This is a genomic window from Leuconostoc gasicomitatum LMG 18811 (assembly GCF_000196855.1).
Classification (GTDB): Bacteria; Bacillota; Bacilli; order Lactobacillales; family Lactobacillaceae; genus Leuconostoc; species Leuconostoc gasicomitatum.
Genome location: NC_014319.1, coordinates 481,317 through 497,325 on the forward strand (window position 1 = coordinate 481,317; position 16,009 = coordinate 497,325).

The following is a 16,009-nucleotide window of genomic DNA, read 5'->3' on the forward strand; positions in this document are numbered from 1 at the left end:
GATGATCCTAGCCGAATGGTGTGCCCAGTAACGCGGGCCAAAACGTTGTCAACTAAATGGTAAACCAATTCGTTAACACCAATCACAGGTCATTTTCACAATTTTACGCACGCTAATTTTCATCAACCATTAGCTTTCTATGCTTTGCTTAACTGTTACTTTTCTGTTCAACTTGTTTATTTCTAAAATCGTTAAACTCTATAATACTCATAAGCTTAAGATTTGTCAACTATTTTTTTGAATAATCAAAAAGTAAGCCGAAAATAGTCATTAAGATAACACTAGAACCGAGTAATGTGAAGTGTTTAAGATAGGTTGATAATAATGCGGATATAAAGGCGCCAAATAAAAATGCTAGAATAATTAATGAAAATAGGCTAGCATTTTGCAAGGCTGTTCTATTTTTTGTATAAAAATAAGTGATTAAATTAGCACCGACATTACGTAAATTGCCTGTTGACATGACACTGGTAAAAGGTAACCCTTGCACTTTTGGAAAGGCATCTAATTGAATAGCTAAGAAAAAAGACAATAATGTGATGAAAACGGTACTAGATATTTGTGTGCGAATAAAGACAACTAAACTGATGCCAATTATTTCAATAATCAAACTATGCTGTTGGGTGGATAATTTTCTGGCTTTGAATTGATGTTTGATAATATTGTTAAACGCTGCGCCTAATAAGAAGAACAGAATTGGCAATAGAAAGCTTGAGGCATAATTAAATTGGCCTCTGGCAAGTGAGATACCTGCTTGAATAATATTACCTGTCTGTAAACTAGCAAAGCGTTCGCCGTGATACTGAAAAGTGTAAGCATCAACGAAACCGGAATTGGTAGCCAGCAAGAGGGCAATTGGTAGGCGTTCTTGAATAGGATGTGTGCTGATTTCAGACATGATAAAAAGTGTAAGCAAGATCATCAGTGATGATGATCTTGTTGTTCCTTCCAAATAAAATTTACTTTTTTATTTTACGCTATTTTGACAAGTGACGTTGGCTTTTTTTGAATGGCCGATCGTTTTTAAATAAAACAACTGTCAGGCAGGTAAATTCATTGGTTTGAGGGCCAGTTTTTGTTATAATATGAGCAATAAGGGGAAAATATGAGGACATTTATTAAGTTTATAATTGCCGCAATACTGACATCATTGATCGGTTTGGAAATTGTACAAGCAGATTATCGCGTGACAAACTACCAACAAGAAGTCCATATTACAAAAAATGGTACGGCGGATATTGATAAGACCGTGACTTACAAGTTTGATGATGATATGAATGGCATATACCTAAAAGAAAGTTTAACAAAACCTATTGATGGGAATAAGCCATACCAGTGGGGAGGACTACAAACGATTACCGTTGCTCGTAATGGTGAAAAGGCCCGACCAATTGCGCCAAGAGTTGGTGACGAAAATATTGGGTATGTGACGTCAGAGACGCCTTCAAGTGTGCAGGAAAAAGTCTATTATCCAATTAAAGCAAACGACGACATTACGGTCAGATATACCTATCGGTTAAAAGATCTCATTATAAATTGGGACGATGTCTCTGAACTTAATTGGCGGATTATTTCAAATTGGGATCAAGCATTAGAAAATGTTAAAATTACTGTGTTCTTACCTAAACAACCGGCAAAGATATTCAAAGGTTGGGTGCACAGCAGCTCAATTGGTCATCTGACTATCAATAAAAAGCGTGCAGAATTGCGTGTAACAACAGCACGCGTTAAAGCAAATCATACGTTAGAGTTACATACCTATTTTGATAAGTCGCAAACGCCATTGAACACAAATATTCAGCCAGGTCATCGCGCAAAAATCATATCGCAATCAGAAGCAGAACGGACAATCAAGCATAATAAAACATTGCGAATGATTGCTATTTGTGGTTTTATTGTGCTGCCGATTGCTTTTATAGCGCTGTTTGCATTAATTGTGTGGTACAAGTTCCGTATTCGAAGTCAATTACGTCATGCACAGCAAAAGAGTGGCATAAATATAGAAACTGTTCACATTTATGACATACCAAATGACTTGGGACCAGCATTAATTAACGCCCGCATTAAGCAACAAGCTGATGTATCTAAAGTTATAGTAGCCACTTTAATGGACTTAATCGCCCGAAAAAAAGTTATGATTACTTATCAGAATGTTAGTGATGTGGATCATGCAGTTTATCGTGTAGTCGACGACAGCGGTTTACGTCAATTTGAAAGTTTGTTAATTGACATGATTTTTGGCAAAAAACGAGTAGATGTGTATCAATATGAGTTTCAAAAACCAGAATCACGTGTGTCAAAACGTATTCATAACGGTATCGCTAGTTTTCAACGCGAAATTAGCGCTGCTGAAGCTAAGGACAGCATCATTGATTCAGTGACGACAAATAAAGTGTCCAGTACTAAAATTTTGATGATGTCATTATTAGTTATTGTTGGCGGTAGTGCTATCATTGGGCTGTTATTCATGGCAAACTATAGTAACATTTGGCAATTATGGTTAGTTGCGGGTGGTATGTTTATTATGAGCCTTGTAGGTTTACTAATTTTAAAACAACAATCAACGACATTTTTCACTGTTCCTGAAGGTGTCACCGAAAAATGGCAGTGGACAGGTTTTGCAGCGATGCTACATGATATTGCAAATCTTGATAATAAAACAGTACTTGATGTACAGCTATGGGACAAATTACTTGCTTATGCCGTTATTTTTGGTGAAGCAAATCAGGTAGCAAAGACACTTAAACTTTGGTCTGAAGATGCTAATATATCAGTGATTAATTTACCAGTATATATGATATATAGTAGTTTTGGAGCTAACTGGTCAGTAAATTTGGCTAATAATATTCAAACTAATGCTGGTTTTGAGAGCAATGTTTCCGGCAACGGTGGTAGTTTTTCTGGTGGTTATTCCGGCGGCGGTGGCGGCGGTGGCGGTGGTGCCTTTTAAAATTTGCCAGTCCGTATTATCAGGATAGTGAGCAGTCAAAACTTGCGTCTAGCCGTGTGTTTTGGTACAATAAATTTATAATATTTCCTGAGGGAGTAACTGGCGGATTTTCCGCGATAATACCGTCAAAGCGAGCAATACTTTATTGCTTATATCGAACGACTTGTTCCGGTACTATCTTAAATGGTGAGACTCATGTAAATGGCTGGCACAAATTTGTTCAGTTACATTTGCATGAGTCTTTTTATTTGAAGTAACCCACAGAGTATAAGGACGCAATATGCGTAGGAGGAAATTATGGCAGAACAGCCATTATATAATCAAGATGTCACGAAAGTGTTGTCTGATTTACGAACAGATGAAAAGAACGGTTTGACACAAGTCGAAGCGAACCAGCGGTTTCTTGCTGATGGTCCGAATCAACTTAAAGAGGCTGTTTCAACAACACTTTTTCAAAAATTCATTAATCAATTTAAAGATTTTATGATTGCGATTCTATTAGTAGCAGCTGTTGTAGCAGCTTTTACTGGTGAACTAGTGGATGCCATCTTTATTTTGGCAATTGTAATTATCAATGCCGTTTTTGGTGTATTTCAAGAAGCTAAGGCAGAAGATGCGATTAATGCCTTAAAGGAAATGTCTACGCCCAATGCTAATGTCATTCGTGATGGCAAAGATATGTCTGTCAAATCAACAGAGTTGGTAACAGGAGATGTGGTCCGCTTAGAAGCAGGTGACATTGTACCTGCTGATATTCGTATTATCGAATCGGCCTCATTACAAATAGAAGAAGCATCGTTAACAGGGGAATCTGTCCCAGTTGATAAAGTAGCTACGACCTTAACAGCGACTGATTTACCATTGGGAGATCGTGCAAATCTTGGCTTTATGAATACAAATGTCACTTATGGTCGGGGTATTGGTGTTGTTGTCGGTGTAGGTATGGCAACTGAAATGGGCCATATTGCGGGTATGTTGGAATCTTCAGATGACACTAAAACACCATTACAAGAAAACCTGATCAAATTGGGTCGTATATTAACCTACTTGATTTTATTCATTGCTGCTATTACTTTTGTTGTTGGCTTAGCACGTGGCCGCGAGACAATTATTGATATGCTTTTGACGTCAATTTCACTAGCTGTGGCGGCTATTCCTGAAGGATTGCCTGCCATTGTAACAATTACCCTAGCACTTGGTACAACACGTATGGCAGCACGTAATGCTTTGATACGTAAATTACCAGCCGTTGAAACATTGGGATCAACTGATATTATTGGTTCCGATAAAACAGGGACATTGACTCAGAACAAAATGACAGTTGAAAAGATTGTTGTTAATGCAGAAATATCCGATGCAGCCACTACTGAACCACTATCAGGTACATTTGGTCGTTTGGCAGATATTTTAGCTCTAAATAATGATACGAAACGGACTGAAAATGGCTATATCGGTGATCCAACAGAAACAGCCTTAATTGCCTTCAATGAAAACCATCAGCGTGATATTGACACATTATTTAGGGAGATGCCACGTTTAGCGGAGATACCCTTTGATTCAGAGCGTAAGCTAATGTCCACAGTTCACCCAGCACCAAATGGGTATATTATAACTGTTAAAGGCGCCCCAGATGAGCTGTTGAAGCGGGCCACAAAGATCGAAATGGCTGGCAACATTGTGGCTCTTTCAGATGACATTCGTGCCAAGTTATTATCAATTAATTCAGAATTAGCAACACAAGCTTTACGTGTATTAGGGTTTGCTTACAAATTGACTGATGCAGTACCAGAAGAGATGAGATCAGAGTTAGTCGAAAATGAGTTAGTCTTTACTGGATTTACGGGGTTGATTGATCCAGAACGTCCAGAAGTTGCACAAGCTGTGGCTGAGGCTAAAAAAGCGGGTATTCGCTCTATGATGATCACAGGAGATCATCGCGATACGGCTGCCGCCATTGCGATTCGCCTAGGTATTTTGGATGAAAAAGACAAAGAAACAGCTGTCATTTCAGGATCCGACTTGGACAATATGACTGAAAACGAGTTCGCAGCAAATGTGCATAAATACAGTGTTTATGCACGTGTTGCACCAGAACATAAGGTTAAAATTGTGAGCGCTTGGCAAAAGAAGGGTAAAGTTGTAGCGATGACTGGTGATGGTGTTAATGACGCACCAGCACTGAAAACAGCAGACATTGGTATTGCCATGGGTATCACAGGCACAGAAGTATCAAAGGGTGCTTCAGATATGGTCTTGGCTGACGATAACTTTGCAACAATAGTCCATGCTGTTGAAGAGGGACGAAAAGTATTTGCTAACATACAAAAGGCACTTCAGTACTTGTTAGCATCTAATTTAGCTGAAGTAATTTCAATTTTTGTGATGACACTTTTAGGTTGGCATATCTTAGCACCAATCATGATTTTGTGGATTAATTTAGTCACGGATACGTTGCCGGCCATTGCTTTAGGTGTTGAGCCAGCACAAAAAGATGTGATGACACAAAAACCACGAGGACGTAGTGCAAGCTTTTTGTCGGGCGGCGTCGGCGCAGCAATTGTTTGGCAAGGCATTTTGCAAGCTGTGATTGTATTATCAGTTTATGGCTTTGCTTTAGCTTATCCAGTTCACCTAGCCGATGCAGAAGCACACCGTGATGCATTGACAATGTCATTTATGACATTGGGTCTGATGCAGATGTTTAACGCCATTAACGTGAAGTCAGTTTATGGTTCAATGCTTGGAAAACAAGCTTTCCAAAACAAATTATTTAATTGGGCACTACTTGGTTCACTAATTGTTATGGCAGCAGTAGTTATTATTCCAGCGCTAAACCCAGTGTTCCATGTTTCTCATTTAGATAGTTATCAATGGGCAATCGTGTTATTTGCGGGAATAAGTATTATAATTATTGTTGAGATAGTAAAACTCATACAACGAAAAATTTTTAAAAAAGGATAATCAAGACATTGGCAAAATTCAACCCAAAACAGGCACAAATTTATATTCAGACGTTACAAAACGTTCTAACAAATACTGAAGAAACAGCAACGCGTGTGACGCCATTCTTTACAAAGTTAGACGATGCGAAACAAGCTGATAAAATTGCAGAGATACCAACAGCAGAGTTCGCTGAAATTAAGGCGGAATTTGAAGATACGGTAGAAAGCTATAAAAATAACGCAACACAACTTACCTCTGCATCAGCACCCATTCGTTTACTTGGTGTGCACAAATCGTTAACATCAGCTTATGTGAAGTATGCTGAGGCCACACAGTTAATGGCTGATGCGGTGATTGTTGCTGATCAAAAAATTGATGTCCAAAAATATGAAAAATCAGAACAAGATCAATCAGTATATCTTGAAAAAATTCATACAGCCGTCGCTAAAATTATGAATTCAAGTATGTAATATGAGCGTGTTTTTCGTATAAGTTAGGTGATAGTAGTCAATAATAATAAAAGCGTCAACAGATTTTAAATCTGTTGACGCTTTTATATGGTTATCATTATTTAGCCTGATCGGGATCAACACCATAAATTTCAATATGAAAGCCAGTAATATTTAAACCGCTGACTTGACGTGCAGCTTCAAAAAGTGGTGCGACATCGAAATTATCTGCATCGATAATTTCATTTGTGTTGCTATTAATAATATGATAATGCGGTTCACCATAATAATCATAATGGCGTTTATCGTCTTTTAAGGTATCAATGACAATAATAATGCCAACATCAACTAGTTTATCAAGAGTGTTATATATGGTTGCAAGACTAATATTGCTGAGGTCGACATGAATCATTTCTGCTGTTGGATGCGTTTCATGTGTCATTAAGTATTCTAAAATTGATAATCGCTGAAAAGTTGCTTTTAAGCCATGGGCTTGTAGTATGTCACGTAATGTTTTGTCTACCATAATATAACCTCCTATATCATAAAATATTATACCACGTACTATAGAATGTTTCTAATTAACTTGATTTTTAGTCTGAAATCTGGTATAACTAAATTAGAATAATTCTAAAAGAGGGAAATGATGGATAAACAAAGTTTAATGCAACGTAACAATTTAATTAGAGCAGCAGTTATGGGTGCAAACGATGGTATTTTATCAGTATCTGGTATTGTTTTAGGTGTAGCTGGGGCTACAAGTCATACTGGTACAATTTTACTAGCCGGGTTTGCGGGAATGCTAGCAGGTACTGTATCGATGGCAATGGGTGAGTATGTGTCAGTTAGTTCACAACATGATGCGCAAGAAAAGGTAAGACGTGTTCAAACCGAGGCGTTAGCAACAAATTATGACGACGAATTTTCTTATGTTGAAGACAAATATGTGTCTGATGGCATCTCGCCACATTTAGCGCAACAGGCTACTGAAGAGATGATGACCAAAGATGCTTTGACAACTACTGTACGTGAGCGTTACGGCTTTTCACTAGATCATGAATTAAGTGCAGGTGGGGCAGCGTTAGCGTCGCTAATCAGCTTTCCAATTGGCTCAATTTTACCAATGGTAGCTATTTCGTTAATGCCAAGGGATATGCGTGAAGTAGCTACTTTTATTGCAGTGATTGTTGCATTGGCCATCACAGGATATGCAGCAGCATCTCTAAATGGTGCTAATAAAAAGCGCGTGGCCCTAAGAAACGTTGTTGCCGGTATATTTACAATGATTGTTACCTATGCAATTGGATCGTTATTTAGATGAGAGGAGGGTGCTTATAGTACGTTAAAAATTATAAGCACAGTTAAAACATGGATATAAAGCTTAAAAAGGAACACGTCAAAAAAGAACAGGCGACAATGGATGAACGGTTAAATGCTATTCGTGCAGGTGTTTTGGGTTCAAATGATGGTATTTTAACGGTTGTTGGAGTTCTATTTTCGGTTGCAGCGGCAACAACAAACAATTTTGCTATTTTCATTGCAGGTTTAGCTGATTTAATGGCATGTGCCTTATCAATGGCTTCTGGTGAATATGCTTCGGTGAGTTCACAGTCTGACAGCGAAAAGGTTGTTGTTGAACAAGAACGTGAGTTATTAAAAACAGATTTTGCTGGACAACATCAATCAGTTGAGAACTTTTATGTTGATCGTGGAGTAACACGCGCAACAGCTAAATCAATTGCAGATGAATTACTGAGTAAAAAGCCATTGGAAACAATGTTGAGTACTAAGTACGATATTACTTTAGGTCATTATATGAATCCTTGGTCTGCAGCTTGGGCTTCACTATTTAGTGCAGCAATTGGTGGTGTATTTCCATTAGCAGCATTAATTTTGTCACCTACACGTTACCAATTTATTGCCACGATAGCAGCTACGGTAGTGGCTGTTGGTTTAACAGGTTTGTTGAGTGCTAAAATGTCTAACGGCTTGGTTAAGCGTGCAATGATTCGTAATGTGATTATTGGTTTGTTAACCATTGCAATACATTATGGCATTGGAAAACTATTTTAAGATAATTTTTTAATACGCGCATCACAAAAATTTGGCATAATAGAGTTATGTTAAATCAATTGAAAGAACTTTGGCAAAAAATAGATAAAAAGTTAAAACTCTCTACTTTGGGGACACTTTTTTTACGTGCACAAGTTGGTTATGTTGGGCCAACTTTTGCTTATTTTGCGTTGCTAACCGTCTTTCCTATGTTAATAGCAATAGCAATTATTATCTCAATCACGAATGTCAGTGAAACAAACATCATCTCATTGATACAAAGTGTGTTGCCACGAGATATTGAAAAAATTGTATTACCTATTTTACAATCAGTTTTATCCTCTAAGAGCACCTCTCTACTCTCTTTTTCTGTGCTACTTACTTTGTGGACAGTATCGAGAGTGATCGCAGTTTTTAGAGTATCATTTAATCGTATTGCTGATGTAGAAGATCGTATTAGTAATTTATTATCCCGATTTTGGTCATTTGTCTGGTTGTTGATTATTATTGCTGCTTTTGGTGTTTTAATGATTAGTAGTAATATATTAACAATCGTCTTGCAACAAATCCCGATTAATCAATGGACGTCTTTTTTACAGCATCAAACAAAATGGTTGATTTGGCTTGGTATGTGGTTGGCACTGATAATGATGAACTATTTATTACCAACAAAAGAAGGCCGTGCGCCGCTTAGATTTGTTGCTATCGGCAGTCTTATAGAAGTTGGTGCACTAAATATCTTGAATATTGGTTTTACTTGGTACGCTAATTTAGCGGTTAAACAGTATGGATTTTACCAATCAATGAGCGCTATTATTGTGCTACTGATTTGGTTAAATTTAATTGCCACTATCTTGGTGACAGGTTATGTTTTGATTCAATGGTTGACCGTATTAAAGCAAGAAAAAGTAATCAACATTTAGAAAGTCTTAGGGTATAAATAATGTTTAAAGATAGTGATTTTGAGATATTTAATGTTGCATCATTAACTGATAGAATGAAACTTATTAGGACTATCATTGATCCAAAATTCGAGCAGTCTGCTGAAGCAATTTTACCAATATTAAATACGAATGGGCAACAGTGGTATGCACATGTTGCCAAACATTTACGTCGGACAACAAACGCGCCGGACAACACATGGGTAGCTTTTGCACCAAATAAGCGTGGTTATAAAATGATGCCACATTTTGAACTTGGTATTTGGGCCGATCATGTTTATCTTTACCTCGCAGTAGAAGAGAACATGAAGCCAAAAGAAACAGCAGCGATTGTCGCTAAAATGACATCAGCCAGGGATATAATTGCAAAATTATCAAATGATTTTGTACTGAGTTCAGACCATATGGTTAATACTTCAAACGCATTGACTTTGTCAACGTATGATGATGCCGTTCAGCGTTTTGCTAACATAAAGCATAGTGAGGTGCTAGTTGGGATTAAGCTGTTACGTGGAGACAAACACTTTGAAGAAGACACAGACTTATTTCAAATAACAACTGTCCTGGCATTGCTATTACCACTATATGATAAACTAAAATAAAAGTTCGCTACATCATCATGTAGCGAACTTTTTAATGATAGATTAGTAGCATGGACAAAGCCATTAAAAGTACATAGCCCATATGTTGCCAATTACCAATTTTTGCTTTAACAAATTGTAAAATGAAAGCCATTAAGCTAAAAATAATAATAAATACTGTGCTAATACCGACGTTATGACTCAGTATTGTGACCCAAAATAATCCTAACGTTAAAATGCTTAATTTACGACCATCGGGATTTGGCATTAAAATTGGTGTGAAATAAAAGCCAAATCCAAACAACATTGGCAAGAGTTGCCATATAAAGCGTTGCGTTAAGAAATTATTTGTGACATAGAAAATACTAATAGGAATAGCAAAAGTTGCCAACACACTGAACAATAGTAATCCAAGCCAATTCTGTAGGCCAAACCAGGTTTGCTGTATGGCAATGAAAAAAGCAGTGAACAAGAGGAGTAAGGTAAATATTTCATGTCGTGTTTGAATCAGTGAACTAAATGTGAAGAGGATACTAAGTGCTAAGAATAAATAACTTAAGATACTACGGAAATTTTGGGTCATCATCAGTGTCATTGCAATCGCAATGGTGATAGTATAACCAAATAATGGGATAAGCTGCCAAGTTAGAGCAGCACCTGATAATGCTTTTGTATGTAATAAGGGTTGACGCCACCAAACGATATTTAAACTGATAACGATAACTAATAATGGGACCCAGCGGCGCCAGTCAAAAAAACCTGCTGGTGTAAAATTTTCGTAGTGACGTTTTTCTTGCGGGTTAGTCGTGATACGTCGCGGAATTGGCCGACCATCAGGTAGTAGATGTGATTGTTGTTGGTTAGTTTGACTGTTCATAATTAATATTGTACCTTAAATTTAAGTTATTGCGTACTGTTTTTATGAATATAAGATCTTTGATTATCACTTTTACAATGTTTGTTTTTATATAACATGCTGTTTGACTAATAAAAATTAAACAACAATTTGATTTGCATTTTGTCTATACGTCTGCTATTCTAAAGATACAATTTAAAACAGCTATCAAGAGTAGGCGAGTGATACAGCACAATAACCCTACACCAACCGGTCAAATATGGAAACATATTTCAGCACGGTGGTCCATCTGTACAGATAGTCGTCACGTTAGCGCGTACCGACTAATCGTTGGTGTGCGCTTTTTCATTTGCGACCAGTAGCTTTTTATTTTGAATTTTTAAGGAGGTCATGTTTCACATGACAAAGTATTTTACATCAGAATCAGTTTCCGCAGGTCATCCTGACAAAATAGCCGACCAAATAGCCGACGCTATTTTAGATGCAGTGCTCGAACAAGATCCACATGCACGTTCAGCCGTCGAAGTGACTACGTCAACTGGTGATGTGTCGATTTTTGGTGAATTATCAACATCAGCATATGTTAACGTTAGACAAATTGCAACGGATACGATTCGCGAGATTGGTTATAATAAGGCTGAACTTGGTTTCACAGCAGATTCTGTTAATGTGTCAAATAAAATTGTTGAGCAATCAGGTGATATTTCACAGGCAGTTGATAATGCTGACGATGATCCTGAACAATTGGGTGCTGGCGATCAAGGCATGGTTTTTGGTTATGCAACGAATGAAACTGATAGCTATATCCCATTAACATTGGCTTTGTCACATCGCTTGATGCGAAAAATTCGTGATGTGCGCGAAGCAGGGACCGTATCTTATTTACGTCCGGATGCTAAAGCTGAAGTGAGTGTTGAATTAGATGATAACGATAAGGTTATACGTATTGCCGCAGTTGTTTTGTCAACGCAACATGATGAAGATGTGACGCTTGATCAATTACGATCTGATATCCGCCAATTAGTTATCGATGAGGTGCTGCCACAAGATTTAGTTGATGAAAATACAATCTATTATATTAATCCTTCTGGCCGCTTTGTATTAGGTGGACCACAAGCTGATTCTGGCCTAACTGGCAGAAAAATAATTGTTGATACCTATGGTGGGGCTGCGCATCATGGTGGTGGCGCATTTTCGGGTAAGGATGCAACAAAGGTTGACCGTTCAGCTGCATATTTTGCACGATACGTCGCTAAAAATTTGGTTGCAGCTGGTGTGGCTGACAAATTAGAGTTACAAGTTGCATATGCTATTGGTGTTGCGCAACCAGTATCGCTAAATATCGATACTTTTGGCACGTCAACAGTCGCTGACACAAAGATTCGTGAAATTACAGCACAATTATTTGATTTTCGACCATTAGCAATTATCAATCATTTAAACTTACGTCGTCCAATATATAAGCAAACAGCTGCGTTTGGTCATTTTGGTCGAACAGATATTGATTTACCTTGGGAAGCATTAGACAAAGTTGATGAAATTAAGGCGCTATTGTAATTTTTAAAAATAGCTTGTATGTTAAAATAAGATATGGTGAAAAAGCAAGCAACAATAGAACTTTTAATGTTTGGTATGGCGGTAGGTGAAAGTATGACGCAACTATCTAACAGCCAGCAGGATGAGTTATTACAAGATCCGATTCAATTTACTGAAGAGCTAAGTTGGGGATCACAAACAAGCCTTTCTTTAACAACAATTGCCAGTTTGTCACGTGGTTATCAATTAACTGATGTGATGAATCATTTTCAAAATTGGTATAAAAGGCGTCAGTTTGTACCTGAAAATACAGTACAACATGTTGACGCAATCACAAAAAAAGCAATGGATAACTATACTAAGAACAGGGATACGCTAGCCTCTGGTGTCCTTGAAGATATCGCCGATAGTGAAAATATATTGGTACGGATGTTACCAGTGGCACTTTATTTACATCATGAATATGGGGTATCATTTATTAATGATGAAACAGCCATGTTGACGTTACATCGCATTGCTGGATTGACACACAATGATGAAGGAGCACTGGTCAGTGTTGGCATGCTTAGTCTCATTATTAGTCAAATATTAGATGGACAAAGCCTGCGAGATGCTGTAGAAAATGGTTTGGCCTTCGGTTTTGAATATTATTCACGGCATAAGGTTTTTGAATCAGAACTAATTGCATTTGAAGAGCTGAATTTACCTGATTTTGCTAATATTCCAGTTAATCATATTAAGCTAGATGGCCGTAGCGCAAGTACTTTGGAAGCGATTATTTGGTCATTACTTAACAGTAATAGTTATGTACAAGCCATGCAAAATGCTTTTTTACATGGTCATGCCAATAGTATTATTCCAACAGCAGTGAGTGCTATTGCGGCCGTTTTTTATGACGATGATCTAGTTTTACAGGCTAGTCAACATTTGATTTCACGAAAATTAATTGTGAGTGTCACGCGTCAAGCAGAAAGATTAGGGCGTTTTAATTAACAAAAAGGTTTAGCTATCAGGAACTAACTGATAGCTAAACCTTTTTTAATTTTTATAACCAAAATGGATAAGTTTGATAATCGATGTTAAAAGAAAATGTACCATTGCCTAGTTCTTCGCCATCTATTTGACCGGGTTGAATATCACGAACGTGAATTTTGGCACCTCGAGCCAATGAAATTTTATGGACAGATTTGAATTGTAAATGACCACCATTTTTTTTGAGAGAGGCAAACATAACTAAAAATTGAATGAAGGACATTTTATCAGCAACTACCATATCAAGTTCGTTTTGATGGACATCTGCACCTGGTAAAATGGCGATGCCGCCACCAAAGTAGACTTGATTTGTCAAGGTTACAAGAAATGCGTGGGGCATTTGAATATAATCCTCACCATTCATCAGTGTCATTTGAAAATCATGCTGTTTGAAAAAAACGCATAAGACAGACAGCAAATAGCTGAGAGAACCACATCCTAATTTATTTAAACGTCTTTTTAAAGCCGTTTGATTTGTCTGTGCAACAACTGCAGCATCAAATCCGATGCCAATACTGTTGACAAAGTATTTCGTTATATGATGTGGCGCATCGCCATTAATTTTTCCGATGTTAAGCAATTGAGTCTGAGTCACACGTTTAAGGTGACTAAATGCCTGTTCAGCGGTCCCGAGATTAATGCCGCGAGCAAAGTCATTACCTGAACCTGTGGGTATATAGGCAATAGGTAGTTTAACAGCACGCTTAAATTGTAGTAGCCCATTTAACACCTCGTTTAATGTGCCATCACCACCGATAACGAGAACAACCGCGGTAGGATCATCAATTGTTTTAGCTAGTTTTTTGGCTAAATACATAGCATGTCCAGCATAATCGGTATCATGCCATGCGGCAATATTTGGTGTTTTTTTGATGTTGATGACAATATTTGAGTGAACGCCATTACCAGCGGAAGGGTTATTAATGACAAAATAATTAGGCATGATTTGCTATTTCTTTCAAAAAATAAATTAGTTTCATTGTATCAAAAAAAGCCCCTAAGGGCTATGAACAATATGATATTAACCTAAGAAGTGTCGGAGTTGTGCCATGCGATTGATTAAAGCTGTGGTAGCAACTGGGGCACCATCTTTGATTTGAACAACTTGTAGTGCAATTTCTGCGTGTTGTTGTTGTTCGCGGTTGTGAGGACCAATTTCAAGATTAAAAATGGCCTTGAGTGTCATAATATCTTGTTCAACCTCTGCCCAGGCAGGACTTTGAGTTTTCAAAATTTCTAAGGCATCTAAATTAATATAGCCTGCTAATTCACGGAAATCTTTTTTCATGCTAGGATAGTTCCGGACAAAAACTGATAAATGATCAGCGTTTAGATTTGCTAATGCACGACCAAAACCAATAAATTCAGGCGGGATACCAATGGAATAAAATGATCCTGTAAAGTTAATAGCACGGGGGAGCTCAATGCCATCAACTGATCGTGAATAACCAAGAACGCCAACGTGTTGGCGACGATCGCGACGCTTAGGAAAAGCTTTGAATATAGGTTGCATGTCGGGAATTAATTGATCTAGTGTATCTGCATAAAATCGAGCAGATTCTTCAGCCACTTCTGCTAGGATTTTTTGATCATTAGCAGAAATTTTTAATGGTTCAGCATTTGGCAGTTTTTCTTTTAACTCTGTGATGGCTTGTTGTACATCTGCCAATGGAAAATCATAACGGAAAGCGGACTGGACAGTCGCAGTGCGTACACCTGGGAATTCTGTGACATAGCGGTCAATACGATGTGGTGATAAACCACCACGGAAAATAGCTGAACCTGTTCCAGAAATGGGATAAACATCGATATTTTCTTCTTTTGCAAATTCATGTAATCTTGCAATGGCAAGTTTATTACCTGTGATTGAACTCATAAATCCAGCAGTTAATGCAGAGTCAGATCCTGCTAAGAAGACACGCAGATATTTTGGTCGAAAACCAAAGTGTTCTTCATGTAATTTGAGGTATTCTTTCAAAATTTCAGGCGCGTGTAATTGGGTATTAAAATCCTCAAACAGAGGAATCATTTCAATATAGGGTGTGTTTTTGTCAGTTTTTGTGAATTCAACTGACTTAAAGTTGGCTAATTTTTCAAACAATATCTGCATTTCAAGTAATTGATCTGCACGTTGTGCCATTGGTAATATGGCTTCAAACAAAGGGCGTTGATCAAATCCAAGATCATGAGCAAAATCCTCTGAACTTAAAATAGCAGTCATTGCTTGCATTAAGCTATAGCCTTTTTCTTCCCAAATATTTGGGAAACGGAAAGTCAGAAATTTATCACGACCAATTTGATTCGTTTTGAAGTAGTCATATTCGGTACTAAATAGGCGATCGATGACAGCTGCATCGGCATGCTTACCTTCCCAGTCCCACATGTACTCATCAACGTTTAATTCACTAAAATTTTCAAAAGCTTCATTCATCTCGTTATATGCGCTGATAAATGGTTGTTGCGAGGCGTCCCAAAATGGTGCATTGGCATTATCAGGATGTTGCGTACCCATAATAGTAGGGAATTTTCGTTGTGTCATGACGGCTCCTTTGTTTTGTACTTATACTATTTTAGCATACTGATAGGCGTTTAAAAATGGCAATTTGAATTTTTATATAATAAAATACGTGAAAATCGAAAGAATGTTCGGAAATTATGATATTACTTGT

The 16,009-nt window shown here is 37.5% G+C and carries 14 protein-coding genes and 1 other annotated feature (1 of these 15 running past the window's edge); of the genes, 9 read left to right on the forward strand and 5 right to left on the reverse strand.

What is annotated here, in order from left to right:
* Positions 1–180 (reverse strand) — a binding site (T-box leader); it reaches 87 nt to the left of the window's first position.
* Between the two features lie 49 nt (positions 181–229).
* Positions 230–898 carry a YoaK family protein gene (locus LEGAS_RS02420; RefSeq protein ID WP_013231280.1) on the reverse strand — a complete coding sequence of 223 codons (669 nt, stop codon included), beginning with the start codon at positions 896–898 and terminating at the stop codon, positions 230–232.
* Between the two features lie 207 nt (positions 899–1,105).
* Here LEGAS_RS02420 and LEGAS_RS02425 point away from each other — a divergent pair, with 207 nt between their 5' ends.
* The 3 genes from LEGAS_RS02425 (at position 1,106) to LEGAS_RS02435 (ending at position 6,363) form a co-directional block, all read left to right on the forward strand.
* Positions 1,106–2,950 carry a DUF2207 domain-containing protein gene (locus LEGAS_RS02425; RefSeq protein WP_010387620.1) on the forward strand — a complete coding sequence of 615 codons (1,845 nt, stop codon included), beginning with the start codon at positions 1,106–1,108 and terminating at the stop codon, positions 2,948–2,950.
* Between the two features lie 297 nt (positions 2,951–3,247).
* The gene (locus LEGAS_RS02430) at positions 3,248–5,911 is read left to right on the forward strand and encodes a cation-translocating P-type ATPase (RefSeq protein WP_010387618.1); all 2,664 of its coding nucleotides are present in this window, start codon (positions 3,248–3,250) and stop codon (positions 5,909–5,911) included.
* A gap of 8 nt (positions 5,912–5,919) precedes the next feature.
* A complete protein-coding gene (locus LEGAS_RS02435) occupies positions 5,920–6,363 on the forward strand; it encodes a hypothetical protein (RefSeq protein ID WP_013231281.1) in 444 nt (147 codons plus the stop codon).
* 97 nt (positions 6,364–6,460) lie between these two features.
* Here the strand turns inward: LEGAS_RS02435 and LEGAS_RS02440 are convergent, their stop codons facing one another.
* Positions 6,461–6,868 (reverse strand): Fur family transcriptional regulator, encoded by a 408-nt coding sequence (locus LEGAS_RS02440; protein WP_013231282.1) that lies wholly within the window; start codon positions 6,866–6,868, stop codon positions 6,461–6,463.
* A 120-nt stretch (positions 6,869–6,988) separates the two neighbouring features.
* Between LEGAS_RS02440 and LEGAS_RS02445 the strand changes: the two genes are divergently transcribed.
* Genes LEGAS_RS02445 through LEGAS_RS02460 form a run of 4 tightly spaced genes read left to right on the forward strand, consistent with a single transcriptional unit; the run spans position 6,989 to position 9,937 of the window.
* Positions 6,989–7,663, forward strand: a complete 675-nt coding sequence (locus LEGAS_RS02445) for a VIT1/CCC1 transporter family protein (RefSeq protein WP_010383095.1) — start codon at positions 6,989–6,991, stop codon at positions 7,661–7,663.
* 47 nt (positions 7,664–7,710) lie between these two features.
* Positions 7,711–8,415, forward strand: a complete 705-nt coding sequence (locus LEGAS_RS02450; protein WP_010383097.1) for a VIT1/CCC1 transporter family protein — start codon at positions 7,711–7,713, stop codon at positions 8,413–8,415.
* A 47-nt stretch (positions 8,416–8,462) separates the two neighbouring features.
* Positions 8,463–9,317: a YihY/virulence factor BrkB family protein gene (locus LEGAS_RS02455; protein ID WP_010383099.1), complete on the forward strand. Its 855-nt coding sequence runs from the start codon at positions 8,463–8,465 to the stop codon at positions 9,315–9,317.
* A 20-nt stretch (positions 9,318–9,337) separates the two neighbouring features.
* A complete protein-coding gene (locus LEGAS_RS02460) occupies positions 9,338–9,937 on the forward strand; it encodes a DUF1054 family protein (RefSeq protein ID WP_010383102.1) in 600 nt (199 codons plus the stop codon).
* Between the two features lie 31 nt (positions 9,938–9,968).
* On the opposite strand, the gene LEGAS_RS02465 is transcribed toward LEGAS_RS02460, so the two are convergent.
* Positions 9,969–10,793: a hypothetical protein gene (locus tag LEGAS_RS02465; protein WP_010383104.1), complete on the reverse strand. Its 825-nt coding sequence runs from the start codon at positions 10,791–10,793 to the stop codon at positions 9,969–9,971.
* A 378-nt stretch (positions 10,794–11,171) separates the two neighbouring features.
* On the opposite strand from LEGAS_RS02465, the gene metK reads away from it, so the two are divergent.
* Together metK and LEGAS_RS02475 are read left to right on the forward strand one after the other, a co-directional pair.
* A complete protein-coding gene (metK, locus tag LEGAS_RS02470) occupies positions 11,172–12,329 on the forward strand; it encodes a methionine adenosyltransferase (protein ID WP_013231283.1) in 1,158 nt (385 codons plus the stop codon).
* 33 nt (positions 12,330–12,362) lie between these two features.
* Complete coding sequence (locus LEGAS_RS02475) at positions 12,363–13,301, forward strand: ADP-ribosylglycohydrolase family protein (protein ID WP_010383106.1); 939 nt, start codon at positions 12,363–12,365, stop codon at positions 13,299–13,301.
* Between the two features lie 52 nt (positions 13,302–13,353).
* Here LEGAS_RS02475 and LEGAS_RS02480 read toward each other — a convergent pair whose 3' ends face one another.
* On the reverse strand, positions 13,354–14,283 hold the full coding sequence (locus LEGAS_RS02480) for a diacylglycerol/lipid kinase family protein (RefSeq protein ID WP_010383108.1): 930 nt from the start codon (positions 14,281–14,283) through the stop codon (positions 13,354–13,356).
* A 78-nt stretch (positions 14,284–14,361) separates the two neighbouring features.
* Positions 14,362–15,879 carry a phosphoenolpyruvate carboxylase gene (gene ppcA / locus LEGAS_RS02485; RefSeq protein ID WP_013231284.1) on the reverse strand — a complete coding sequence of 506 codons (1,518 nt, stop codon included), beginning with the start codon at positions 15,877–15,879 and terminating at the stop codon, positions 14,362–14,364.
* Positions 15,880–16,009: the final 130 nt, after the last annotated feature.